Annotated in this window: 23 protein-coding genes; 21 read left to right on the forward strand and 2 right to left on the reverse strand. The window is 39.9% G+C overall.

The features are described from left to right. Window positions 1-55 precede the first annotated feature (55 nt). From ADH02_RS07750 to ADH02_RS07760, 3 genes are all read left to right on the forward strand, one after another. Window positions 56-1393, forward strand: a complete 1338-nt coding sequence (locus ADH02_RS07750; protein WP_048783937.1) for an MFS transporter — start codon at window positions 56-58, stop codon at window positions 1391-1393. Between the two features lie 103 nt (window positions 1394-1496). Beyond that, a complete protein-coding gene (locus tag ADH02_RS07755) occupies window positions 1497-3263 on the forward strand; it encodes an ABC transporter ATP-binding protein (RefSeq protein ID WP_048783939.1) in 1767 nt (588 codons plus the stop codon). Further along, window positions 3250-4977, forward strand: a complete 1728-nt coding sequence (locus ADH02_RS07760; protein WP_048784019.1) for an ABC transporter ATP-binding protein — start codon at window positions 3250-3252, stop codon at window positions 4975-4977. Before ADH02_RS07755 ends, ADH02_RS07760 begins: the two co-directional genes overlap by 14 nt. A 249-nt stretch (window positions 4978-5226) precedes the next feature. Here ADH02_RS07760 and yidC read toward each other — a convergent pair whose 3' ends face one another. Both yidC and ADH02_RS07770 read right to left on the reverse strand, forming a co-directional pair. Next, window positions 5227-6156 carry a membrane protein insertase YidC gene (yidC, locus tag ADH02_RS07765; protein ID WP_065427033.1) on the reverse strand — a complete coding sequence of 310 codons (930 nt, stop codon included), beginning with the start codon at window positions 6154-6156 and terminating at the stop codon, window positions 5227-5229. Window positions 6157-6224: 68 nt separating this feature from the next. Further along, a complete protein-coding gene (locus ADH02_RS07770; RefSeq protein WP_048710913.1) occupies window positions 6225-6497 on the reverse strand; it encodes an acylphosphatase in 273 nt (90 codons plus the stop codon). A 98-nt stretch (window positions 6498-6595) separates the two neighbouring features. Between ADH02_RS07770 and ADH02_RS07775 the strand changes: the two genes are divergently transcribed. The 18 genes from ADH02_RS07775 (at window position 6596) to accC (ending at window position 25185) form a co-directional block, all read left to right on the forward strand. After that, entirely contained in the window at window positions 6596-6910 is a 315-nt protein-coding gene (locus ADH02_RS07775; protein WP_048783943.1) for a DUF1033 family protein, read from the forward strand. Beyond that, window positions 6903-9347: a DNA translocase FtsK gene (locus tag ADH02_RS07780; protein ID WP_048783946.1), complete on the forward strand. Its 2445-nt coding sequence runs from the start codon at window positions 6903-6905 to the stop codon at window positions 9345-9347. The genes ADH02_RS07775 and ADH02_RS07780 overlap by 8 nt, the downstream gene beginning before the upstream one ends. 118 nt (window positions 9348-9465) lie before the next feature. Further along, on the forward strand, window positions 9466-10530 hold the full coding sequence (locus tag ADH02_RS07785) for a BMP family lipoprotein (protein WP_048783948.1): 1065 nt from the start codon (window positions 9466-9468) through the stop codon (window positions 10528-10530). Window positions 10531-10633: 103 nt separating this feature from the next. Continuing rightward, window positions 10634-12184 carry an ABC transporter ATP-binding protein gene (locus ADH02_RS07790; protein ID WP_048783950.1) on the forward strand — a complete coding sequence of 517 codons (1551 nt, stop codon included), beginning with the start codon at window positions 10634-10636 and terminating at the stop codon, window positions 12182-12184. 1 nt (window position 12185) lies between these two features. Then, window positions 12186-13244: an ABC transporter permease gene (locus ADH02_RS07795; protein WP_048783952.1), complete on the forward strand. Its 1059-nt coding sequence runs from the start codon at window positions 12186-12188 to the stop codon at window positions 13242-13244. A 6-nt stretch (window positions 13245-13250) separates the two neighbouring features. Next, window positions 13251-14210, forward strand: a complete 960-nt coding sequence (locus ADH02_RS07800; protein ID WP_048783954.1) for an ABC transporter permease — start codon at window positions 13251-13253, stop codon at window positions 14208-14210. A 72-nt stretch (window positions 14211-14282) separates the two neighbouring features. Further along, window positions 14283-15371, forward strand: a complete 1089-nt coding sequence (locus tag ADH02_RS07805; RefSeq protein ID WP_048783955.1) for an ABC transporter substrate-binding protein — start codon at window positions 14283-14285, stop codon at window positions 15369-15371. Between the two features lies 1 nt (window position 15372). Next, window positions 15373-16959, forward strand: coding sequence for an amidohydrolase (locus ADH02_RS07810; protein ID WP_048783957.1), 1587 nt, complete (start codon window positions 15373-15375; stop codon window positions 16957-16959). Between the two features lie 247 nt (window positions 16960-17206). After that, on the forward strand, window positions 17207-17668 hold the full coding sequence (locus ADH02_RS07815) for a MarR family winged helix-turn-helix transcriptional regulator (RefSeq protein WP_048783958.1): 462 nt from the start codon (window positions 17207-17209) through the stop codon (window positions 17666-17668). 5 nt (window positions 17669-17673) lie between these two features. Further along, the gene (locus ADH02_RS07820; RefSeq protein ID WP_048783960.1) at window positions 17674-18624 is read left to right on the forward strand and encodes a beta-ketoacyl-ACP synthase III; all 951 of its coding nucleotides are present in this window, start codon (window positions 17674-17676) and stop codon (window positions 18622-18624) included. 25 nt (window positions 18625-18649) lie between these two features. Continuing rightward, window positions 18650-18880: an acyl carrier protein gene (locus ADH02_RS07825; RefSeq protein ID WP_048712258.1), complete on the forward strand. Its 231-nt coding sequence runs from the start codon at window positions 18650-18652 to the stop codon at window positions 18878-18880. Between the two features lie 22 nt (window positions 18881-18902). After that, entirely contained in the window at window positions 18903-19856 is a 954-nt protein-coding gene (fabK, locus tag ADH02_RS07830; RefSeq protein WP_048783962.1) for an enoyl-[acyl-carrier-protein] reductase FabK, read from the forward strand. Window positions 19857-19937: 81 nt separating this feature from the next. Further along, window positions 19938-20891: an ACP S-malonyltransferase gene (fabD, locus tag ADH02_RS07835; protein ID WP_065427034.1), complete on the forward strand. Its 954-nt coding sequence runs from the start codon at window positions 19938-19940 to the stop codon at window positions 20889-20891. A gap of 4 nt (window positions 20892-20895) precedes the next feature. After that, window positions 20896-21627, forward strand: a complete 732-nt coding sequence (gene fabG / locus ADH02_RS07840) for a 3-oxoacyl-[acyl-carrier-protein] reductase (RefSeq protein ID WP_048783966.1) — start codon at window positions 20896-20898, stop codon at window positions 21625-21627. A gap of 20 nt (window positions 21628-21647) precedes the next feature. Next, a complete protein-coding gene (gene fabF, locus ADH02_RS07845) occupies window positions 21648-22883 on the forward strand; it encodes a beta-ketoacyl-ACP synthase II (RefSeq protein ID WP_048783967.1) in 1236 nt (411 codons plus the stop codon). A 3-nt stretch (window positions 22884-22886) separates the two neighbouring features. Further along, entirely contained in the window at window positions 22887-23354 is a 468-nt protein-coding gene (gene accB / locus ADH02_RS07850) for an acetyl-CoA carboxylase biotin carboxyl carrier protein (protein ID WP_048783970.1), read from the forward strand. A gap of 33 nt (window positions 23355-23387) precedes the next feature. After that, window positions 23388-23810: a 3-hydroxyacyl-ACP dehydratase FabZ gene (gene fabZ / locus ADH02_RS07855; protein ID WP_192831712.1), complete on the forward strand. Its 423-nt coding sequence runs from the start codon at window positions 23388-23390 to the stop codon at window positions 23808-23810. A gap of 4 nt (window positions 23811-23814) precedes the next feature. After that, on the forward strand, window positions 23815-25185 hold the full coding sequence (accC, locus tag ADH02_RS07860) for an acetyl-CoA carboxylase biotin carboxylase subunit (protein WP_048783971.1): 1371 nt from the start codon (window positions 23815-23817) through the stop codon (window positions 25183-25185). The last annotated feature ends 25 nt before the right edge of the window (window positions 25186-25210 follow it).

Consider the following 25210-nt stretch of genomic DNA (forward strand, 5'->3'; position numbering starts at 1 on the left):
CTCGTAAGGTTGCGGTTTTTTTATGGCGATGATAACGCAAAGAAAGGAGAACTCAATGGGAAACCAAACGAAAACATGGCATGTCATTCCAGCAGTAGTTGCAACGGCGATTATGAGCTTTTGTGGCGTGTTGATTGAAACAGCAATGAACGTTACCTTCCCAACACTGATGACAGAATTTCATACAGATTCTTCAGGGATTCAATGGGTAACAACAGGATACTTACTGGCTATTGCCATCGTCGTGCCAATTACGGCTTATTTAACACGAAACTACACGATTCGCCAACTCTTCTTGGCAGCGAACCTTTTATTCATCGGTGGGGTCTTAATTGACTGTATTTCACCAAACTTAGCGATTTTATTACTCGGACGCTTTATGCAGGGGATTGGAACAGGGATTGCACTTCCATTAATGTTCCATATCGTATTGACAAAAGTGCCGCTGCACCAACATGGAACAGTCATTGGAATCGGAGGGATGACGACCGCTCTTGCGCCACCAATCGGGCCAACATTTGGTGGTGTTGTCTCAAGTATGTTTGGATGGCGTGCAATTTTCTACGCATTGATTCCATTCCTAATTTTCTCATTAGTGATGGGACTTTGGGCGATTCAAGCGGAAGAGTCACCAAAGAAACAACCATTCAACTTTATGGCGTTTGTAACGTTAGGGATTGGTCTTGCAAGCTTACTGATGGCGATTGAACATTTATCTGTCATCTACCTTGGAGTAGTGGTTGTAGCGTTTGCGGCATTTTACTACTTTAATCGAAATAATGCGCTCTTATCGTTTAAACCATTCCAAATTGTCCGCTTCAATGCGACGCTTTATATCGTGTTAGCATTCCAAGCAGTTGTGTTAGGATTATCGTTCATTTATCCAAACTTTATTCAATTAGCTTGGGGAGAAACAGCAACAGTGGCTGGGCTCTTCATGTTCCCAGGGGCTTCGATGGTAGCCGTATTATCTGTTGTGTCCGGTCGTTGGTATGATAAATCAGGTCCATTGAAGCCGATTTTAACAGGATTAGTGTTTGCGGTTGTTGGAGGAGTAGCCATCAGCATCTTCTTCCCAGGGTTAACGATTTATCCGCTCTTAGCGCTAAACGTCATCTTTATGACAGGGATTGGATTTGTAATGGGAAGCAATGTAACCTATTCATTAGCTCAATTAAATTCAGAGATTCAAGCAGATGGAAATAGTATCGTGAATACATTGCAACAATTCACTGGTGCGATTTCAACAGCCGTTATCGCGCGTATTTTCAGCTCGTTTGATTCAAATTTAGTAACAGCAGGACAAATCAGTGTCGTCTTTGTAACGACACTTGCAGTCATTGCACTTGTTGTTTTCTTGTGGATTTATCCGCAAACACAAAAAAGTAAATAGAACATAAGGCAACCTTGACAAAGGTTGTCTTTTTTTAAAACTTTTCATATGAAATAGAAAGACGACTATAGTACAATAGATAGACGTGTGAAAGGAGAGAGAAATGTATTTACTAAAGAAATTATCGTGGTTTTTTAAATTAGAGTGGAAACGATACGTCATTGGAATTCTGGCGCTATCGCTTGTCAGTGTATTGAATCTGATTCCACCAAGAGTGATCGGGGAAGTTGTCGATTCTATTGACCTGAAGACTTTAACAACATCGTCTTTACTATGGAACTTATTGCTGTTACTCCTTTCAGCAGTAGCCATGTATGGCCTTCGTTTTGTATGGAGACTGTTCATTTTTGGAACGGCGAACTCTCTTGGTCAGAGATTACGAACGCAGCTTTTTGAACATTTTACAAAGATGTCACCAAGCTTCTATCAAAAGTACCGTTCAGGAGACTTGATGGCCCATGCAACAAATGACGTGAGCGCTATTGTTATGACGGCTGGTGGAGGTGTCATGTCGGCTGTCGATGCCTCGATTACAGCGCTCGTGACGCTAGCGACGATGTTCTTTGTGCTTGATTGGCGTGTGACGCTCGTTGCGATTATTCCATTGCCACTTTTAGCGATTGCGACAAACTTCGTCGTTCGTGCTGAGCATCAAAGTTTCAAAGAATCGCAAGAAGCTTTCTCATTGCTGAATAACCATGTGAACGAGAGCGTTTCTGGGATTAAAGTGACGAAATCATTTGGCTATGGTGAAAAAGAAACGGCATCGTTTTGGGAAACAAACCAAGATGCATGGAAGAAGAATAATCATGCAGCGAAATATAATAATTTATTCGATCCAATCGTTTTGATTTTCGTGGGGCTTAGCTACTTAATTAGCCTTGGGTATGGTGGCTATTTAATCCAACAAGGCGAATTTACTGTTGGAGAAATGATTACCTTTATGACGTACTTAGATATGCTGGTGTGGCCGCTTCAAGCCATTGGGTGGCTCCTAAATATCGGTCAACGTGCAAGCATCTCGTATCGTCGTATTGAAACGTTATTGGAAGAGACTAGTGAAGTCAAAGATGCTCCTAACGCACTTCCGATTACAGAAGCTCGTGAGATTGATGTCGATATTCACACCTTCCAATACGAAGATGTGCCAACATTAGAAGATATTACATTTAGCCTTCATCAAGGGCAAACGCTAGGGATTGTTGGTCCAACAGGGTCAGGAAAATCAACGCTCTTAAAATTATTCCTTCGTCAATATGATGCAGGAAGAGAAGAGATTTTGATGAATGGTCATTCGATACAAGATTATCGCATGAAAGACTTGCGTGAGCTTATGGGATATGTGCCGCAAGAACAGATTTTATTTGCGATGTCGATTAAAGACAATATCCGTTTTGGAAATCCAACACTTCCTGATGAAGCCGTCGTAGAAGCTACTAAAATTTGCGGACTGTATGACGATATTATGGCAATGCCTGAAGGGTTCAATATGTTAATCGGGGAGAAGGGTGTGCTTTTATCTGGTGGTCAAAAACAACGTCTATCGATGGCACGTGCGCTTGTTGTGAACCCTGAAATTCTCATGCTTGATGATTCGTTATCGGCTGTCGATGCCAAAACCGAGCATTTAATTTTAGAAAACTTAAAACGTGAACGCAGCGACAAGACAACGATGATTACAGCGCACCGTTTATCAGCGATTGTACATGCGGACCTTATCATCGTGCTCCAAGATGGACGTATTGTTGAAAAAGGAACGCATGACGAATTAATGGCGCTTGGTGGTTGGTATGCTAAAACATACGACCGTCAACAGCTTGAAGCGACACTTGAGGAAGGGGGAGACGCAGTTGAACATGAAGACCTTTAATCGACTCATCGCCTACTTATGGCGTTATAAGAAGTCGAGTACGATTGCGATTTTATTTATCCTCTTATCGAGTATTACCGCAACAGTGATTCCGCTGATAGCTCGTTATTATATCGACACGTATATTGATAACGGCGTGTGGAATGAGGGTTACTGGCTTCTCATCGTTTACTACTCATTGTTCTTACTACGTGTTCTTTTAACGTATATTGGAACCTATGCCTTTAGTTATGTATCCAATAGTGTTGTTCGTGATTTGCGTCAAGAGGCCTTTTCGAATATGCAAAAACTCAATATGACGTACTTCGATACAACACCAGCTGGAGCCATCGTCTCTCGTTTAACCAACGATACGCAGGCAGTCAGCGATATGTTTAGCTCGATTTTCTCGACGTTTTTAAGTACTTTATTTATCGTCGTAGCGACCTTGTCTGCGATGTTTAGTATGAATGTAGGCCTTACAATTTTAATGGTTCTATTTATTCCGGTGATGTTTGCGTCCGTTAAAATTTATAATCGTCTCTCTCATAGCGTGATTCGTAAGACGCGTGAGAAGCTTAGTGAGATTAACGTGAAGCTAGCAGAGAGTATTGATGGGATGAAGATGATTCAGGCATTTAACCAAGAAGAACGTTTAAGAAAAGAATTCGAACAGATTAATGAGGAGCATGTGCAATTCTCGAATCGTTCGATTAATGTGAATAGTCTGTTCCTTCGTCCTGCGATGTCGCTACTTAAGCTCGTTGCCTATGCGGTCATTATTTTATACTTTGGCCTTACTTGGGAAGTAGCTGGTGTGACAGCAGGGGTGATGTATGCCTTTATTCAATTCTCAAATCAGTTATTTAATCCATTAATCGATGTGACGCAAAACTTCTCGATTATTCAAACGTCGATGATTGCAGCGACTCGTGTCTTTGAAGTCATCGATAATACGGATTACGAACCTGAACAACTTGGGAAGGTTACGGAGATTAAAGACGGGAAGATCGAGTTTAGAAACGTCACTTTCTCTTATGATGGAAAACGCAATGTATTAAAGAATATTAACTTTGTCGTGAATCCAGGAGAGACCGTTGCTTTTGTTGGTTCGACTGGTTCAGGGAAATCGTCTATTATGAATCTCTTCTTACGATTTTATGATTTTAAAGAAGGAGAAATCTTGATTGATAATATTCCAATTCAACAGTATTCAAAAGAAGTCCTTCGCGATAAAATCGGACTCGTGCTTCAAGATCCATTCTTGTTCCATGGAACGGTTGCTTCTAATATTCGCATGTATCAAGATATTACAGACGAAGAAGTGAAGAAGGCGAGCGAATTCGTAGATGCTCATCATTTTATCGAGCAACTGCCACAAGGATATGAACATAAAGTATCTGAAAAGGGCTCAACGTTCTCGAGCGGAGAGCGTCAATTAATCGCCTTTGCCAGAACGATTGCGGCTAATCCTAAAATCCTGATTCTGGATGAAGCGACTGCGAATATCGATTCGCAAACCGAAGAAGTCATTCAAACGTCTCTGAAGAAAATGAGAAACGGACGTACCACTTTAGCGATTGCGCACCGATTATCAACCATTCAAGATGCTAATCAAATCTTTGTGCTTGATAAAGGAGAAATCGTAGAAAGCGGCACGCACACAGAACTTCTTGAAAAAGAAGGGCTCTATTATAAGATGTATCAACTCCAAGCAGGGATGATGCAAGAATAACAATCATTAGAAAAGACATAGCGAAAACGAATCGCTATGTCTTTTTTTGCGAGTGTAACATTTTTGTTACGTAACATAATTGTTACATCCTACATTGAGAAAACTAAAATGTATCAAAAATGATACGTATCATTTTTGATACAAAAACATTCGCAAACAAAAAGTGTATCATCTGTGATACGTATCATGCATGATACACATTGCATCAAAAAAATACCTTTGAGAAATTCTCAAAGGTATTTTGCGTTATTATTTGCGGTTTTGTTTACCAGCGTTACGGCCACCAGTTTTGTTTTGACGTTGTGCGAACGTCTCTTGTTGAGTCACTTTTTGAGCTGTTTTACGTGGTGTTGTACGTTGTGGTAACACAATGTTTTCATGGTTTAATTCTTCGTCGATTTGAGCTTTAATTTTTGGACGAATATAAGTATTTTGAATCCATGATTGTAAAATTTGGATAAGGGCAGAGATGAAGAAGTAAATACCAACCCCGGCTGGTGATTGGAAAGTCATCATGAACATCATTGCTGGAAGAATGTAGTTCATCGAACGACTTTGTTTTTTCGTTTCTTCGTCCATTCCCATTTGGCTGACTACTGATTGAACATAGTAAGCTACCATTGTCGCAAGAGCGATTGGTAAGAATTGTGCTCCAAGGTTAATTCCCATGAAGTTACTACTTGAAATTTCGTTTGATAACAGAATTGCGTTATACAATCCGCTCCAGATTGGCAATGTAATCAAGATTGGTAAACATCCTGATCCGATACCGCCCATTAGTGAGACATTGTTTAGTTTGTATAACTCCATTTGTTCTTGTTGGATTGCAAGTTTCTCTTGAGGAGTTGTCGCTTGTTCTGCACGAGCAGTAATTTCAGCAATATATGGTTTTAATACTGCCATTTTTTCTTGTTGGACAAGCATTGTTTTCATTTGATGGAATTGTGTTGGCATCAAAACGACACGAACAAGTATTGATACGATCACAATTGCAATCGCGTAGTTTCCGTTAAATACAGAAGCAATTTGGTTTAATAACCATTGTGTTGGGACTACTAAATAGTTATAGAGCCAACCAATTGGTTCATGGTTTTCATTATATTGAACGGTACATCCTGCAAGTAGTAGGGGAAGAACTGTTGCAACTAATAGAAGTTGAGCTTTTTTAGTTAGTTTCATAATCACTTTCCTTTTCATTTAATAACATGATTTATTGTACACGTGTTTCGTTGAAATAGCAACGTTCTTTATATAATTTGAAACTTTGTAAATTTAGGTGCATCCACGACGTCACTTTCTTCATACCGGTCAACACGTCCATAAGGGGATACGGAAGCTTTGACTCTTTCGATAAAACGAGTGACGGCTTTTTCCTCGCCTTGTGCAACTACAAAAACAGAGCCATCCATTTTATTTTGAACCGTGCCATAAATATCTAATTGAATCGCGAGTTGCTGCGTGAAAAAGCGGAATCCGACGCCTTGAACGCGTCCCCAAACACGAATTTGTCTTGTAATCATAGAAAGACCTCCAAAAAGTAGAATTATTTTGACATCTCTATGAAACAAGATTACCATGATTTCGCAAAATTTGGTATACTAATAAACGAGGTGAAAACATGTTTAAAGTAATTGAGACAGCAGGTCAAGATGAACCGTGGTGGTTTTTCGATGACTGGGAAAAAATGATTGTTTCGACTGAAGAATTTTCTTCTTTAGAAGAAGCGAAAAATAGTTTCCAACAGCATGAAGCAAGACTTGCTTCTAACTATCCAGAAAAACGATCAAAAGGAACAAGCGCCATTGCCTTTTGGGATGAGAAAGAACAAGATTATTGTGTGGCGTGTGAATGTGATGTTCAAATTTTCCATGGACTGATTTTAGTCGATGAAAATAATCAATTAGTAGAAGAGAAAGGAGAAGAACGTGGCTAAACAAACGAAGAAAAAAACACAAAGAAAAAATACAAAGAATACCAATCCGTTTTTATCGATTGAAGCTGTAGCTGTATTTATTATTGTCTATAGTTTATTAGCAACTTTTCAATTAGGATTCTTAGGAAAATTCTTTGCTAACCTAATTCGTTTCTTTATCGGGGATTTATATGCCTTCGGTGGAGTGTGCGGAGTTCTTGCGGGGTTCGGGATGTTATTCCGTGGACGCATGCCTAAGATTATGTGGAGATGGACTGCTGCAGCCATTTCATCAAGCGTGGCACTTCTCTTATTCGTGTCAGTGATGACCTATAGTAGCTTTACTAGTTCAGGTTCTCCTGTTTTCCAAGAAATGATGAATCGTTTCATGGTGGACTTTACGTCTAATACCGTTTCTCAACGACTCGGTGGAGGGGTATTAGGAACTCTTCTTTATTCATGTACGTATTTCCTTGTTTCACAATGGGGAACGTATTTAATCGTATTCTTATTATTAGTATGTAGCGGACTTTTAATCTTCAACGTGCATTTAAGTGACGTGATGGATTTTGTACGTACGCAAACAGCGAATGCTTCTGAAAAGTTAGCCGAGCGTAAAGCCGAACGTGAAGCACGCCGTTTGGAAGAAGAACAAGAAGCCGAGGAGAAGGTTGTGGCAACACCTGTAGCACCGGCTCCTGCTCCTACGCCAGTACAAACAGAAACACCTGAAAAACCCAAAGAACCAAGAAAACCACATTCGTTATTAGACCGAATGAAAGATGTGTTCTTTGATGAATATGAAGATGAAACTTTAACAGAGGAAGAGTACGCAACTTCTCCAATGGTAGAATCGATTGAACCGATTCCTCCAGTGGAACCAGTAGCACCAGTGATGCCTCCGCAACCAGTAGCTCCTGTTTCAGTTCAAAAGCCAGAAGAGCCTGAGTTCGAGGATGATGGGGAAGACATCGGGGAACTTTCAATGAGTGGTGAACAAAATGATGAAGATTATCAATTACCACCAGTGACTTTATTAAATCCAGTACAACAATCAGATCAAACGAATGAACGTACAATTGTGGAACGAAATATGCGTATTTTAGAACGTACCTTTGCAAGTTTTGGGGTGGATGCCAAAGTAATGCCAAACCCAATGCTTGGACCAGCCGTAACGAAATACGAAATTCAACCAGCGATTGGTGTAAAAGTAAGTAAGATTGTGAACTTGAGTGATGATATCGCGCTCGCACTGGCTGCAAAAGATATTCGTATTGAAGCTCCAATTCCAGGAAAACCTTATGTAGGGATTGAAGTTCCAAATAGCCAAACAAGTTTTGTGTCGTTTAGCGATGTAATTCAATCGGCTCTTCAATCACCAAAACCTTTAGACGTACCATTAGGAAGAGATATCTCTGGTAATGTTCGTCTTTGCGATATTACAAAAATGCCGCATATGTTAATCGCCGGTTCAACCGGTTCTGGTAAATCGGTATGTATTAACGGCATTATCACAAGTATTTTAATGAAGACAAAACCACATGAAGTGAAATTAATGATGATCGATCCGAAGATGGTAGAGTTGAATGTGTATAATGGCATTCCGCATCTATTAACTCCGGTTGTAACGAACCCTCGTAAAGCCGCTCAAGCCTTACAAAAGGTTGTGGCTGAGATGGAAAAACGTTACGAATTATTCGCTTCAATGGGAATGCGTAATATCGATGGATATAACGCTCATGTCGAACAATATAACCGTGAAACGGGCGAAAATAATCCAACTCTTCCTTATATCGTCGTGATTGTAGACGAGCTTGCGGACTTAATGATGGTTGCAAGTAATGAAGTGGAAGATGCGATTATTCGTCTTGCGCAAATGGCTCGTGCTGCCGGAATTCATATGATTCTAGCAACACAACGTCCGTCTGTTGACGTTATCACAGGGATTATTAAAGCCAACGTTCCTTCTCGTATCGCCTTTGCGGTATCTAGTGGTACAGACTCTCGTACGATTATTGATGCTAATGGCGCTGAGAAACTTCTAGGACGCGGGGATATGCTGTATATGCCGATGGGTGAAAATAAACCAATTCGTGTACAAGGCGCATTCTTAACAGATGAAGAAGTCGAACGTATTGTTGATTTCGTGAAGAATCAGCAAGAAGTAGAGTATGACGAAGCGATGATGCCTTCAGAAAATACAACTTCTGCTGGTGGAAGTGAACCAGAAGACGAACTATTCTACGAAGTTATCGAATTATTAAAAGAACAAGAAACGATTAGTACATCTTATTTACAAAGAAGATTCCGTATCGGATTCAACCGTGCAGCGCGTATGATTGATGAATTAGAGGCGCGTGGTTATGTTGGACCTGCAGATGGAAGTAAAGGAAGAAAAGTGAATGTTCATGTTTTTAATGAAAATGACGCTTCCGAACCGGGTGAAACCAACGTATAGAAATGTAAAAACCGAACATTTCTCATAAAAAATACCTCCAATGAAAAGATTTAGCTTGATTTTCATTCTATTTATGTTAGAATGACTGTAGTAAATCATTTATTGGAGGTTTTTTATCGTGAAAACTAAAAAGAATTTAGCTTTATTTGCATTGACACTTGGTGCGACTGCTGTACTAGCAGCGTGTGGCGGATCAAAATCTGACAGCTCACAAGCATCTTCTCAAAACAACGCTGGCTCTTCAGACAACTTCAAAGCGGTAATGGTATCTGATACTGGTGGTATTGACGATAAATCATTCAACCAAGGCGCTTGGGAAGGCCTTCAAGAATGGGGTAAAAATAACGGTGGTAAAACTAAAGGAAATGGTATTGATTACATTCTTTCCAAAGCAGAATCTGACTATACTACAAACCTTAACACTGCAGTTTTAAATGAATACAATATTATTTTCGCAATCGGATTTAAATTACAAAAAGCTGTTGAAGAAGCAGCAAAACAAAATCCAGATGCTCACTTTGCGATTATCGATAGTGTGGTTGAACAACCAAACGTGGCTTCAATCAACTATAAAGACCAAGAAGCAGCATTCCTTGCAGGGGTTGCAGCTGGTTTAACAACTAAAACAAATAAAGTAGCTTTCATCGGTGGTATGCACGGTCCAGCATTAGACAAATTCGAAGCTGGTTTCAAAGCTGGGGTTCAAGCAGTAAACCCTAAAGCAACTGTTGAAATTCAATATGCTGAATCATTCTCAGATGGTGCTAAAGCAAAATCTCTTGCAGAAGCAATGTACGCTTCAGATGTTGACATCATTTATGCAGCAGCAGGTGGTGCAGGACTTGGAGTATTCGCAGCGGCTAAATCAATCGTTGAAGCAAATCCAGATCGTAAAATTTGGGTAATCGGGGTTGACCAAGACCAACAAGCAGAAGGTAAAGTAAACGACTCTCGTAACGTAACATTGACATCAACACTTAAAGGTGTAAAACAAGCACTTATCAAATTTAGTGAAGATGCTTCTAAAGGAAACTACCATGGTGGTGAACAAGTACTTTACGGATTATCTGATAACGGTGTTGGTTTAACAGATGGTCAATTATCAGACTCAGTTAAGGAAAAAGTTGCTGTATACAAAAAAGCAATTATCGAAGGAAAACAAGAAGTTCCTGCGAAACCTTAATTTTAACAAACGAACTTAAATTGAGAGGAGTAGGAGTTGAAGAGAATACGAATTTCTTCGCTCCTACTTTTGTATACATAGAACATTGTGCGGGGTGAGACGATTGGTAGAAGAAACATTTGTGATTGAGATGAAAGGCATCACAAAAAAGTTTGGTAATTTTGTAGCCAATAATCAGATTGATTTAACATTGAAAAAAGGCGAAATCCACGCGCTTCTTGGAGAAAACGGAGCGGGGAAATCGACATTAATGAATATCCTTTCAGGGTTATTAGAACCAACGGAAGGAGAAATTAAAGTGAATGGTGTTCCAACAAAAATTGATTCACCAAATACAGCGAATCGCTTAAAAATCGGAATGGTTCACCAACACTTTATGCTTGTGAAGAAATTCAGCGTAGTGGAGAACATTATCCTGGGTAAAGAGCAAACAAAGTTCGGTTTTATCGATAAAAATGCGGTAAAACAAGAAATTATGGAGCTTTCTAAGAAATATCATCTTGCGGTAGATCCTGATGCGAAAGTAGAAGATATTACAGTTGGGATGGAACAACGTGTTGAAATCTTGAAAACTTTATATCGTGGTGCGGATATTTTAATCTTTGATGAACCAACAGCGGTATTAACTCCTCAAGAAATCGTTGAGCTGATTGTGATCATGAAGCAATTAACGAAGGAAGGAAAATCCATCTTCTTAATTACCCATAAGATTAAAGAAATCCAAGCGGTTGCGGATCGCTGTACGGTTATTCGTCGCGGAAATGTCATTGGAACGGTTGAAATGGGAAATGTTTCAGACCAAGAGCTAGCCGACATGATGGTGGGACGTTCTGTATCCTTTAAGACGCAAAAAGAACCTGCTAAACCAACAACAGAGGCTTTAGTGATTAAAGACCTTGTTGTGAAAGATAGCCGTGGTATTGAAGCAGTGAAAGGTTTAGATTTAACGGTAAGACATGGTGAAGTTGTCGGAATTGCTGGGGTGGACGGAAACGGACAGTCAGAACTGATTCAAGCGTTGTCTGGCTTGCGTGCCATCGAAAGTGGCTCAATCCAATTAGATGGAAAAGATATTACGAAGGTGCCAACAAGACAACGTACTGAAGGTGGCCTAGGTCATATTCCAGAAGACCGTCATAAACATGGTCTTATTCTTCAAATGGGTCTCGATGAAAATATCGGACTTCAAACGTACTATAAAGAACCATTATCGAAGAATGGATTCTTAAATAAAAAAGCTTTTGTGGACTTAGCAGAACGTTTAATTGAAGAGTTTGACGTGCGTACACCAAGTCCAACAGTAGCCGCTGGTGCTCTTTCTGGTGGGAACCAACAAAAAGCAATTATCGCTCGTGAAATCGACCGTGACCCAAGTTTACTTATTGCGGCTCAACCAACGCGTGGACTTGACGTAGGTGCGATTGAATATATTCATAAGCGTTTAATCGATCAAAGAAATAAAGGTAAAGCCGTATTACTAATGAGCTTTGAATTAGATGAAATTTTAAACGTTGCGGACCGCATTGCTGTCATGTATGAAGGTCGTATCGTAGATGTGTTAGATACTAAAGAAACAAATGAAACAGAATTAGGATTATTAATGGCTGGTTCGACTCGCGAACAAGTAAGAGCTAAGGAACAGGAGGCGTTATAAGATGAAAGGTGCAAAATACAAAAAGATTCTTATTCCAGTCCTTTCAGTTGTACTTGGATTATTAGTCGGAGCCATTATCATGTGGGTATTCGGCTTTGACGTAGTAAAAGGATATTCCGCATTACTGAAAGGCTCACTTGGAAAACCATTCTATATTGGTGAAACATTACGTCAAGCCACACCATTAATTCTTGTAGCGCTTGGATTTGCGTTTGCAAGTTACGCTGGTTTCTTCAATATTGGGGTTGCTGGACAAGCGTTAGTCGGTTGGTTTGCTTCCGTTGCGACAGGACTAGTTCTTCCAGATTTACCAAAAATTATTCTCTTACCATTATGTATTTTTATGGGGATGCTTGCCGGTGCTATCTGGGCAGGGATCGCAGGTTACTTAAAAGCGTACTTTAATGCCAGTGAAGTCATCGTAACGATTATGTTGAACTACACAGCGCTTCATATCGTAAACTACGTGATTCGTGAAATCTTAACAGAGAAATCAGAAATCACAGCTTCTATTCCAGAAGCAGCTAGCTTAAGAATGCAATTCTTGTATCAACTGACAGGAAAATCAACCTTGCATGGAGGAATCTTTATCGCGATTGCTTCAGTTTTCATTGTTTGGTTAGTCATGAATAAAACAACTACTGGTTTCGAATTGAAAACAGTAGGGTTAAACAAACACGCTGCTGAATATGCCGGTATGAGCGCTAAGAAGACGATTATTCTCGCAATGGTCATCTCTGGTGCCTTAGCAGGTCTTGGCGGAGTGATGGAAGGGTTAGGAACTTTCCAAAATGCATTTGCTTCAGAAAGTCTTCCAAGTATCGGATGGGACGGAATGGCAGTATCGCTTCTTGGATTGAATAATCCAATCGGTATTCTATTCTCTGCATTAGTATTTGCCATTCTTCGTATTGGAGGTATTTCAATGCCGCTCCTTGCGAAGATTCCAACAGAAGTCGTATCGATTGTAGTCGCATTTATCATCTTCTTTGTAGGTGCGAACTACTTAATGGAAGTTATTGTTGATAAATTCCCTCAATTTGGGAAGAGAAAGGGGTAATGAGAAATGGATTTAGTAACACTTTTACAAGTAGTTGTTGGGAACATGCTCATCTACTCAACGCCACTGATTTTAACAGGGCTTGGTGGTATCTTCTCAGAGCGAAGCGGGATTGTAAATATCGGTCTTGAAGGAACAATGGTCGTCGGGGCATTTGCTTCAGCAGTGTTTAACTTGGCATTTGCACCACAACTTGGTTCTTTGACGCCATGGGTTGCACTTGGTGTAGCGGCTCTTGCAGGAATGTTGTACTCATCCATTCACGCGGTCGCAACAGTTTACCTACGTGCAGACCACATCATTTCAGGAACAGTGCTGAACCTACTAGCACCAGCCTTAACCGTGTTCCTGTGCCGCTTAATGTATAACGAAATCGGACAAACGGAAATCATTACGAACTATTTTGGTAAAACAACGATTCCAGTATTAAGTTCGATTCCAGTCATTGGGAAAATCTTCTTCACAGATACATTTGTTCCAGCTTATCTAGCCATTGGGTTAGCATTTATTTGTGCGACGATTTTAAATAAGACAAAATTTGGATTACGATTACGTTCTGTAGGGGAACATCCTCAAGCAGCAGATACATTAGGAATTAACGTTTACCATATGCGTTTTGCTGGAGTATTAATCTCAGGGTTCTTGGCTGGTATCGGAGGAGCCATTGTTGCTCAATCGATTACACTGAACTTCTCAGCGACAACCATCGCTGGTCAAGGGTTCATTGCGATGGCTGCGATGATCTTTGGTAAGTGGAATTCAGTGAGCGTCATGCTATCAGCATTACTCTTTGGACTTGCTCAAAGTTTAGGGGTTATCGGAAACTACATCCCAGTAATTAAAGATATTCCATCAGTTGGCTTGACGATTGCGCCATATTTGATTACTATCATTGTATTGGTAGGATTCATTGGAAAATCGGAAGGACCAGCCGCTAACGGCAAGAACTACGTAAAATCTAAATAAGAATGAGAACTGCTTTTAATCTAGGTGCCGTACTGTATTAAAAGCAGTTTTTTTAATGAGAAGGGGTCATAAATGAAAAAACTAGTATCTTTAATCGTTGCAATTCTTGCAATGGTTGCTATTTTATTTGGAGTAAAAAACATGCTTCAAGCAAAAGAATCTACAGAGGAAGTAGAAACTTCATCAGAACAACAGCAATTGTTCCTATTTAACTGGGGAAACTATATCGATCCAGAATTGATAAAAGAATTTGAAGCCGAAACAGGCATTCAAGTTGTCTATGAAACATTCGATTCTAATGATGCGATGGAAGCCAAGCTAAAACAAGGCGGAACGCGTTATGATATCGTCTTTCCAAGTGAATCAAGTATTACCAAATTAGTGAATCAAAATTTACTTCAAAAACTAGACCATTCAAAGATTAAAGGACTAGAGAATATTTCTCCTTTTCTATTAAATAGTCCAGTAGATAAAGGAAATCAATATACAGTGCCATATTTCTGGGGAACAGTCGGAATTATGGTCAATACGAAATATATCGATCCAGAAAGCATTCAAACATGGAATGATTTATGGAAAGAAGATTTCAAAAATAAAGTACTCGTCTTAGATGGAAACCGTGAAGCACTCGGAATGGCGCTTCAATCATTAGGGTATTCGTTAAATTCGAAGAATGAGAATGAATTACATGCGGCAGAAGTGAAGTTAAAAGAATTGAAACCAAATGTTCGTGCGGTACTTAATGAAGAAATCAAAACGATGATGAAACTTGAAGAAGCTCCAATCGGAATGGGGTATTCTGGAGACGCGGCGGCAGTTGCAGAAGAAAATCCAAACGTCCAATATATCTTACCAAAAGACGGCAGTGCGGTTTGGACAGATAACTTTGCGATTGCTCACACAGCTGTAAATATCGATGGTGCATACGCGTTTATCAACTTTATGCTTCGTCCAGAAAATGCAGCTAGAAATGCCGAATATGTGGGTTATTCAACACCAAACGAAAAAGCAAAAGAGTTAATGGATCCTGAAGTAACTTCTGATGAAACATACTATCCTTCAGAAGAAATTATCAATTCATTAGAACACTATGAATATTTAGGAAATGAGTGGATTCAAAAATATAACGAAGCCTTCTTAGACTTCAAGATGGAGTTATAATATGCATTACTATTTAAAAAGTAAACATCTCTTTATTGGAGATGCAACGACAGCAGTTAGTGGGATTTTAGAAATTAAAGATGGTCGCATTGTTGACCATTTCGATTACAACACACCTGTTGAAGGAGAAATCCTAGATGCAGGAGAAAAACTAGTCGTACCTGGTTTTATTGATGCCCATGTGCATTTATACTTATCTGCCTTAATTCATTTAGGAAAAATGAAGGCAGTCGGTGGTCCAACAATTGATGAGGTAGTTCTTCAAGCAAGTTCGATTCCTGAATATAATGGTTGGAAAATCGGAATTGGTTGGTATGCTAGCGACTTTGGTCAACAAGTGTTACCGACAAAAGAAGATTTAGATAAAGCATCAACAGACGTACCTATTTGTTTAATCGCAGGAGACGCTCATACGATTTGGCTCAATTCCAAAGCGCTAGAAGTGCTCGAATTAACGCCAGATGCGATTCCGCAAAACATCGGCGGAGAAGCAGTGGTAGAAGGCGGCGAACTTACAGGGGTGTTCCTTGAAGCAAAAGCCATCTATTATTTATCAAAAGTCTTGTCTGTATATAAAGACGACGAAGAACAAGCGTTAAAAGATTATATGTCTTATTTGAATAAAATGGGTGTGACGGCTGTAGGGGATGTTGCCTTAACAGGTGAAAGCCCAGATGATATCGTGTATCCAGAACTCTACTCGAAAGTAGAAAAGGATGCGACTGTTCGTGTGAGCTTCTTCCCAGCGATGCGTGAAAAATTGGAACGTAACCGTGAACTCTACAAGACATACCGCTCTGACATGCTCCAAATGGGGGGCGTGAAGCAATTTTACGATGGAGTGACCAGTTCGCATACGGCTTATTTGAAAGAGCCATATCCGATGCCATTTTTTGAAGGAGACGTGGGTGGTCCACTCTTAACAGAAGAGAAGATGGAACGCCTAACGCTTCTTGCTAACAAAGAAGGATGGCCGATGCGTATTCATACGGTTGGAGATAAGGCGATTGCCTTAACGCTTCAAAACTTCAAAAAGGCGCAAGAAGAGACTCCGTTTGACGCACCATATAAATTCAATACGATTGAGCATTTAGAAGTAATGGATCCAACAGACCTTCCTTTAACCGCTCAACCTTCATTAATTGTTTCAGTGCAACCAAGTCATTTATTAGTAGGATACGAGACTTTAGATGAAGAAGTTGGTGCAGAACGTGCCCGTCATATGTTCCCGTTCAAATCTTTCTTAGAAGAAGGTGCAACGCTTGGGTTTGGAACAGATACACCTGTTGTACTGGATGTGACACCGTTTGAATCGATGTTCAACGCGGTAGCCCGTCAAACAAAAGAGCAGCTACCAGTGCCATGCTTAATGCCAGAACAACGTATTTCGATTGGAGAAGCATTAAAGGCGCATACGAGTGGGGCAGCTAAAGCCCTTAGTCGTTTGGATATCGGAACATTAGCAGTTGGAACATTCGCAGATTTCGTAATTCTAGATAAGAATATTCTTGAAAGTGACCCTGTGGATTTGTTAAACACGAACGTAGAAGCAACCTATATCACTGGTAAATGTGTCTATAAACAATAATGAGAAAGCTAGATAGAGCAGTCTATCTAGCTTTTTTTATGTGTTTTAAGTTTTTTAAAAATTGTTCTTTTTATGAAAATTACAAACAATAATGCCTAATTTAAAAGGAATGTAAGCTTTTTAAATTTTGAAAATAGTTTGAAGTTCAAAATAAACACCAAAAAAAGGTTTGACAATCAAACTATCTATCCTATATACTTTGATTATCAAATGATTTGATATTCAAACAAAAAGGAGAAAATCTTTTATGGAACCAACTCTAGAGACCATAAACGGGTATTTGGTGGACGTCTTTAATCAAATGCTCGACATTGAAGAATCTTCGCTGGCGCAAAGCCAATTTAATGATTTATCCATTAAAGAGATGCATGCCATTGAAGCGATTGGAATGTATAACGAACATACGACAACAGAAGTCGCTAATAAATTAAATGTTACTGTTGGGACGCTAACAGTTGCAGTAAATGCATTAGTGAAAAAAGGCTATGTTGTTCGTTTGAAGAGTGAAACCGATCGAAGAATTGTAATTTTAGGTCTGACCAAGAAAGGTCGCTTACTTTATCGTCTTCATCGTAAATTCCACGAGAAATTAGTTTTAAAAACTATCGAGGGAATGAATGCTGAAGAAATGGCAGTTCTTGTTAAAGGACTTCATAATTTATATGATTTCTTACACGAGGCTGTACTAGCAAATCAAGAAGGGAAGTAGACATTGTGGGGGTTCAAGTGATAGCGACAAGTTCCTATCTCCCAACGTCCGTGATTACAAACGATGACTGGGCGAAACGAGTAGATACTTCTGATGAATGGATCGTTAAGAGAACAGGAATCAAAACCCGTTATTGGGCAAAAGAACAGACAACAAGTGAACTTGCGACAATTGCCGCAAAACGCTTAGTTGAAAAGAGCAATATCTCTCCTGAATCCATTGAATTTATCATTGTAGCAACGATGACACCTGATGCAGCAAGTCCTTCTTGCGCGTCACTTGTACAAGGAGCAATCGGAGCAACGAATGCATTCGCATTTGATATCAGTGCTGCTTGTAGCGGATTTGTCTTTGCCTTATCAACAGGTTTAAAAATGTTGGAACATGGTCAAAGAAAATACGGAATCGTCATCGGAGCAGAAACAATGCTCAGTTCACTCGATTGGGAAGACCGCTCAACGGCTATTCTCTTTGGAGATGGCGCTGGAGCTGTTCTTTTACAAAAAGATGAAGAGCCATTTTTATTGGCGGAAACATTACAAAATGATGGACAGAAATCTGAGGCATTAGTCGCTGGAAAAAGAATGACAAATCAAACACTTTCAACCATGACAATGGATGGTCGAGGCGTTTATGAATTAGTCAGCAAAACTGTTCCAGTCAATATCCAAGAGACTTTACAAAAGGCTGGATATACTGCCGACGATATTGATTTGTACTTGTTACATCAAGCAAATCGTCGTTTAGTCGAACAAGTGGCTAAGAAATTAAAACAACCGATCGAAAAATTCCCAATGAATATCGATCACGTTGGAAACACTTCGGCTGGAAGTATTCCGATTTTACTCAATGAACTCGTAGAAAACGGGACATTGAAAATTGGAGAAAATACAAAATTACTTTTATCAGGTTTTGGCGGAGGCCTTGCCTGGGGAAGTATCACAATAACATTATAATTTTAAACTATTGGAGGAAAACACAATGACATTTGAAAAAATTCAAGCAATTATCGTAGATCAATTAGGTAAAGAGGAAGAAGAAGTACAATTAACAACTCGTCTTAAAGACGAATTAGATGCAGACAGCTTAGATTTATTCCAAATCATCAACGATATCGAAGATGAATTCGATGTAAAAATCGATACTGAAGAAGGACTAGAAACAGTTCAAGACTTAGTAAACTACGTTGATGCTCAATTAGCAGACAAATAATTTAAAAAAGGGATGGTAACACATGAAATCAAGAATCTGCGACATGATTGGAATTGAATATCCGATTATCCAAGGAGGGATGGCATGGGTTGCAAATCCTGCGCTTGCAAGTGCAGTGTCCAATGCCGGCGGTTTAGGAATCGTTGCATGTGGACACGCTCCTGGCGATGTCGTTAAAGGATTCATCGAAGAGATGGAACGTTTAACAGACAAACCATATGGTGTAAATATTATGCTATTAAGTCCATTTGTTGATGAAGTTGTGGATGTCGTTTGTCAGGCTGGCGTGAAAGTGGTTTGTACCGGTGCTGGTAACCCTGGCAAATACATGGCGAAATTTAAAGAAGCAGGAATTACAGTAATTCCAGTTGTGGCTTCAGTTGCTCTAGCGAAAAGAATGGAAAAAGAAGGCGCAGACGCTGTTGTTGTAGAAGGTATGGAAGCAGGCGGACATATTGGTAAGTCTACTACTATGGCACTTTTACCACAAGTTGTGGATGCGGTAAACATTCCAGTAATTGGTGCTGGAGGAATTGGTGACGGACGCGGTATGGCAGCAGCTTTAATGCTTGGTGCCGATGCAGTTCAACTTGGAACTCGTTTCCTTGTTGCGACTGAATGTACTGCGCACGATAACTTCAAAGCTTCTGTATTAAAAGCTAAAGATATCGACACAGTTATTACAGGACAAATTACAGGACATCCTGTACGTGTGTTACGTAATAAATTAACAAAAATCTACTTACAAGCTGAAAAAGAAGAAACTGGTAAAGAAAATCCAGACTTCGAACGCTTAGAAGATATTGGACGTGGAGCTCTACGTAGAATCGTAGTTGAAGGGGATACTCAAATGGGATCAATGATGGCTGGTCAAATCGCTGGTTTAATTTCAAAAGAACAAAGCTGTTCTGAAATCATCCAAGAATTGATGGCAGAATCTCATGAAGTCATCCAAAAACAACTTGCACGTTTTTAATTAAATGAAAAAAGGAATGGTGAAATATGCTTATTTAGCATACTTCCACCATTTTTTTTACAGCGCAATAGGAGGAAACTCATGAAAATCGCATTTTTATTTCCAGGTCAGGGGAGTCAAAAAGCACAAATGGGCTTAGAAATTGCTGACAACTTTGAAGTGGCAAAAGCTGTCTTTGAAGAAGCAAGTAGCGTTCTGCCATACAGTGTGACGGACATTCTTTTGGAAGAACCTGCCGCACGTATCAATCAAACAGAATATACACAACCGTTGTTATTAACGGTTTCTCATGCATTAGCAAGCGTCTTAGAACAAGAAGGTATCACACCTGATGTGACTGCTGGATTGTCTCTAGGTGAATATTCAGCGCTTGTTGAAGCAGGAGTCCTTAACTTCAAGGAAGCTCTAAACTTAGTCGCAAAACGCGGTCAATATATGCAAGAAGCGGTTGTGGAAGGTGAAGGGAAGATGGTAGCCGTACTAGGGCTTGAAGACAATGTCATCGAAGACATTTGCCGTGAAGTCTCTACACCAGAAGCTCTTGTAGTTCCTTCAAACTACAACACACCAGGTCAATTAGTGATTGGTGGTCATGCAGAAGCAGTAGACGCAGCAAACGAAAAATGCTTAGAAGCTGGCGCGAAAAGAGCTGTACCACTTGTGGTATCTGGACCTTTCCATACTCCATTAATGGAAGAAGCGAAAGTTCGTTTTGCTCCAGAGATGGAAGTGGCAGAGTTACACGAAAGTAAATGCCCTGTATTAAGCAATACGCTAGGCACACCACATGAAGGCGTTCCTTCAAAGGGTGTTCTCTGTGATCAAATTACAAATGCCGTGAAATGGAAACAAAATGTAGAGTGGATGCTTCAAGATGGCGTAGATGTCTTTATTGAAGTAGGTCCTGGAAAAACATTGACGCAAATGGTGAAACAAATTGCCAAAGCAAAAGGTGCCTCTGTTCAATTATTCCAAACAGATAGCCTTAAAGCAATGAATGAAACCATTGAAAAAGTAAAGGAACTGAAAGGATAACGAAATGAAATTTAAAGATAAAACAGTTGTTGTAACAGGGAGCCGTCGTGGTATCGGTCTTGGAATCGCATTAGAATTCGCTAAACTTGGCGCTAATGTTGTTTTAAATGGTACTCGTGAAATTGATGCAGAAACACTTGCGCAATTTGATGCTTATCCTGGTGAAGTAATGACGTTTGTTGGAGACGTTTCGAAATTCGACGTAGCTGAAAACTTTATTAACGAAGTAAAAGAGCGTTTTGGACGCATCGACGTGTTAGTCAATAACGCTGGAATTACGCGTGATGGTTTATTAATGCGTATGAGTGAATCTGATTTTGACGATGTAATGAATATTAACTTAAAAGGATATTTCAATATGATTCGTTTTGCGACTCCAGTTTTCGTAAAACAAAAATCAGGAAGCATTATTAACATTACAAGTATCGTTGGGGTTACAGGGAATGCAGGTCAAGCAAACTATGCCGCAAGTAAAGCCGGAATCATTGGTTTAACAAAATCTGTTGCTAAAGAAATCGGTTCTCGTGGGATTACAGTGAATGCTGTTGCTCCTGGATACATCGATACAGATATGACACAAGCATTACCTGAAAAGATTCGTAATGAATGGGAAAAACAAATCCCAGTACGTCGTTTCGGTACAGTAGAAGATATTGCTGAAGCATGTGTGTTCTTAGCGGAAGCAAAATACGTTACAGGACAAGTACTAAACGTTAACGGCGGATTATACATGTAATCTCTTAAAGGAGGAAAACAATGAATCGAGTAGTAATTACAGGAATGGGAGCAATCACTCCTTTAGGAAATGATGTAGCTAGCTTCTGGGAAGGCCTTAAAGAAGGTAAGAACGGAATTGCTCCAATTACAAAATTTGATAAAAAAGACTTAGATGTTCATGTGGCGGCTGAAGTAAAAGACTTCGATGCTACAAAATACATGGATCGTAAAGAAGCAAAACGTATGGATTTATTCTGTCAATACGGACTTGCTGCAGCAATCCAAGCTGTTGAAGACAGCGGTATTACTCCAGAAAATACAGACTATGACCGCTTTGGCGTTATGGTTGGTTCTGGTATCGGTGGGTTAACAGTAATGGAAAGCCAAATCATCAAAATGCATGATAAAGGTCCAACTCGTGTAGCTCCATTATTCGTTCCAATGGCCATCGGAAACATGGTTGCAGGGAATATCTCAATGAAAATCGGAGCACGTGGCGTATGTACATCATTAGTAACAGCCTGTGCAACAGGAACACATGCCATCGGTGAAGCGTTCCGTAACATTAAACATGGTTACTCAGATGTGATTTTAGCCGGTGGTGCTGAAGGTTCAATTTGTGAAATCGGAATTGCTGGATTTGCTGCTTTAACAGCATTATCAAGCAGTGACAATCCAGATGCAGCTTCATTACCATTTGATAAAAAACGTGGCGGATTCGTAATGGGTGAAGGAGCAGGAGTTCTTGTTCTTGAAAGCCTAGAACACGCACAAAAACGTGGCGCTAAAATCTATGCAGAAGTTGTTGGATATGGTGCTACAGGAGATGCTTATCATATGACAGCTCCAAATCCTGATGGAAGCGGCGCTGGTAAAGCAATCTTACAAGCTGTCGAAGAAGCAGGAGTAGCTCCAAGTGAAGTGGACTATGTGAATGCTCACGGAACTGGTACTCCAGCAAACGATTCAGCTGAAACAACTTCAATCCGTTATGCGTTAAAAGAAGCTGCTGATAAGGTTCATGTTTCAAGTACAAAATCAATGACTGGACACTTATTAGGGGCTGCTGGTGCTATCGAAGCTATCGCCTGCGTGAAAGCAGTTGAAGAAGACTTCGTACCACCAACGATTAATGTAACAGAGCAAGACGAAGCTTGTGACTTAAACGTAACTCCAAACGTTGGAGTTTCTACAAAAGTAGACGTAGCAATTAGTAATTCGTTAGGTTTCGGCGGACATAATGCCGTAATCTGCGTGAAGAAATGGAAGGATTAATACATGAATGTAGAAGAAATTAAAGAACTAATGACTTTGTTCAATGATTCAAACATGACTGAGTTTCATTTATCAAACGAAGAGTTCGAAGTGCAATTTAGTAAACGCGAGGAATATCCTCAAGTCGTTTCTAATGCCGTTGCACCAGTTGCAAACGTGGCAAGTCCAGTAGAAGCTGCACCAGTAAATGCCGCTCCTTCTGCAGAAGCTCAAGAAGCTCCACAAGTTGCAGCAGATGCAAAATACATTACAAGCCCAATCGTTGGGGTGGTTTACTTACAATCTTCACCAGATGCAGATCCATTTGTACAAGTGGGTAAACAAATCACTTCAAACGACACTGTATGTATTGTCGAAGCAATGAAAATCATGAACGAAATTAAGAGCGACTTCAATGGTGAAGTTGTAGAAGTCCTAGTAGAAAACGGCCAAATGGTTGATTTCGGACAAAAACTATTTGCGATTCGCTAAACCCAATTTTAGGAGGAAATTAAGATGAACATTATGACTGTAACTGACGTAGCTGAGTTAATCCCTAACCGTTACCCAATTTTATTTATTGACCGTGTAGATGAATTAGTACCAGGTGAGCACGTTGTGGCACGTAAAAACGTGACATTTAACGAAAGCTTCTTCCAAGGACATTTCCCTGGTGAACCTGTAATGCCTGGTGTGTTAATCGTTGAAGCATTAGCACAAGCGGGTTCAATTCCATTATTGAAATTAGATTCTTTCAAAGGAAAAACAGCTTACTTAGGTGGATTAAACAATGTTAAATTCCGTCAAAAAGTAACTCCAGGAGATGTGTTAACACTTCAAGTGGATATCGTGAAATTAAAAGAATATGCAGGAATCGGTAAAGGCGTTGCTTATGTCGATGGTAAGAAAGTCGCAGAAGCTGAATTAACCTTTATTATTGGACGTTAAGCCTATGTTTAATAGAGTACTAATCGCAAACCGTGGAGAGATTGCTTGCCGCATTATTCGTGCTTGTCGCGAGTTAGGAATTGAATCGGTAGCCGTCTATTCCCAAGCGGATAAAGATGCTCTTCATGTACAATTAGCCGACCATGCCGTTTGTATCGGACCAGCTGCCTCAAAAGATTCTTACTTAAAGGTTGAAAATATTTTGAGCGCTGCCGTTACAACAGGGGCACAAGCGATTCACCCAGGGTTTGGATTCTTATCAGAAAATGCTAAATTTGCCAAAATGTGCGCTGAATGCAATATCACTTTCATTGGACCTTCAAGCGAAGTGATCTCTCAAATGGGGGATAAAGCTGAAGCGCGTAAACAAATGATTGCGGCCAATGTACCAGTAATCCCTGGTAGTGATGATGTTGTCGCAACCGTAGAAGAAGGTATTGAACTTGCCAAGCGTATCGGATTCCCGCTTTTAATTAAGGCGGTTGCCGGTGGTGGCGGTAAAGGGATTCGTCGTGTTGAAACAGTTGAAGAATTTGAACATCAATTTGTGACTGCGCGTCAAGAAGCCTTACAAGCCTTCGGAAATGCCGATGTGTACATGGAACGTATTATTTATCCAGCCAAACATATTGAATTTCAAATTTTTGCCGATCAACACGGAAATGTAGTTCACCTAGGAGAGCGTGACTGTTCGCTTCAACGTAAAAATCAAAAGATTATTGAAGAAGCACCAAGTCCATCTCTATCCCCTCAACTTAGAAGAGAAATGGGAGAGGCTGCTGTACGTGCTGCTAAAGCAGTCGGCTATCAAAATGCAGGAACAATTGAGTTTCTTGTAGATGAAGAAAAACATTTCTATTTCATGGAAATGAACACGCGTATTCAAGTAGAACATCCGATTACGGAAATGATTACGAATGTGGATCTTGTACAACAACAAATTAAGATTGCTGCAGGAGAACCATTACCATTTACGCAAGAGGATATTACTTTCGAAGGTCATGCGATTGAATGTCGTTTAAACGCTGAAAATCCATTTGAAGGCTTCCGTCCTTCTCCAGGGAAAGTAACATTCTTACACCAACCAGTTGGTGGGATGGGTGTTCGTATTGAATCCGCATTGTATACAGGGTATCAAATCCCACCATTCTACGATTCAATGTTAACGAAACTAATTGCGCACGGTAAAACCCGTGAAGAAGCGATTCTTCGCATGAAACGTATGCTTTTTGAACTCGTGGTAGAAGGTGTCGATACCAACCAAGAATTCGTTGAAGATTTATTAGATTCACCAGCATTTAGACGTGGGGACTATACAACTGCGTATGTTGAAACTGAATTTTTGAAACACTGGAATCAACCAAAAGAGAAATAGAATGATTTAGTAAAGGAGTGATTAG

It is taken from the genome of Streptococcus sp. 263_SSPC (assembly GCF_001071995.1).
In the GTDB taxonomy this organism is placed as follows: Bacteria; Bacillota; Bacilli; order Lactobacillales; family Aerococcaceae; genus Granulicatella.

What these genes read in the sequence shown, in the direction of transcription:
- fabD (WP_065427034.1), top strand. Translation starts at nt 19,938, where the DNA reads ATGAAAATCGCATTTTTATTTCCAGGTCAGGGGAGTCAAAAAGCACAA.
- fabF (WP_048783967.1), top strand. Translation starts at nt 21,648, where the DNA reads ATGAATCGAGTAGTAATTACAGGAATGGGAGCAATCACTCCTTTAGGA.
- ADH02_RS07750 (WP_048783937.1), top strand. Translation starts at nt 56, where the DNA reads ATGGGAAACCAAACGAAAACATGGCATGTCATTCCAGCAGTAGTTGCA.
- ADH02_RS07795 (WP_048783952.1), top strand. Translation starts at nt 12,186, where the DNA reads ATGAAAGGTGCAAAATACAAAAAGATTCTTATTCCAGTCCTTTCAGTT.
- ADH02_RS07800 (WP_048783954.1), top strand. Translation starts at nt 13,251, where the DNA reads ATGGATTTAGTAACACTTTTACAAGTAGTTGTTGGGAACATGCTCATC.
- ADH02_RS07825 (WP_048712258.1), top strand. Translation starts at nt 18,650, where the DNA reads ATGACATTTGAAAAAATTCAAGCAATTATCGTAGATCAATTAGGTAAA.
- fabK (WP_048783962.1), top strand. Translation starts at nt 18,903, where the DNA reads ATGAAATCAAGAATCTGCGACATGATTGGAATTGAATATCCGATTATC.
- ADH02_RS07775 (WP_048783943.1), top strand. Translation starts at nt 6,596, where the DNA reads ATGTTTAAAGTAATTGAGACAGCAGGTCAAGATGAACCGTGGTGGTTT.
- accC (WP_048783971.1), top strand. Translation starts at nt 23,815, where the DNA reads ATGTTTAATAGAGTACTAATCGCAAACCGTGGAGAGATTGCTTGCCGC.
- accB (WP_048783970.1), top strand. Translation starts at nt 22,887, where the DNA reads ATGAATGTAGAAGAAATTAAAGAACTAATGACTTTGTTCAATGATTCA.
- ADH02_RS07810 (WP_048783957.1), top strand. Translation starts at nt 15,373, where the DNA reads ATGCATTACTATTTAAAAAGTAAACATCTCTTTATTGGAGATGCAACG.
- ADH02_RS07815 (WP_048783958.1), top strand. Translation starts at nt 17,207, where the DNA reads ATGGAACCAACTCTAGAGACCATAAACGGGTATTTGGTGGACGTCTTT.
- ADH02_RS07805 (WP_048783955.1), top strand. Translation starts at nt 14,283, where the DNA reads ATGAAAAAACTAGTATCTTTAATCGTTGCAATTCTTGCAATGGTTGCT.
- ADH02_RS07755 (WP_048783939.1), top strand. Translation starts at nt 1,497, where the DNA reads ATGTATTTACTAAAGAAATTATCGTGGTTTTTTAAATTAGAGTGGAAA.
- ADH02_RS07760 (WP_048784019.1), top strand. Translation starts at nt 3,250, where the DNA reads ATGAAGACCTTTAATCGACTCATCGCCTACTTATGGCGTTATAAGAAG.
- yidC (WP_065427033.1), bottom strand. Translation starts at nt 6,156, where the DNA reads ATGAAACTAACTAAAAAAGCTCAACTTCTATTAGTTGCAACAGTTCTT.
- ADH02_RS07770 (WP_048710913.1), bottom strand. Translation starts at nt 6,497, where the DNA reads ATGATTACAAGACAAATTCGTGTTTGGGGACGCGTTCAAGGCGTCGGA.
- fabG (WP_048783966.1), top strand. Translation starts at nt 20,896, where the DNA reads ATGAAATTTAAAGATAAAACAGTTGTTGTAACAGGGAGCCGTCGTGGT.
- fabZ (WP_192831712.1), top strand. Translation starts at nt 23,388, where the DNA reads ATGACTGTAACTGACGTAGCTGAGTTAATCCCTAACCGTTACCCAATT.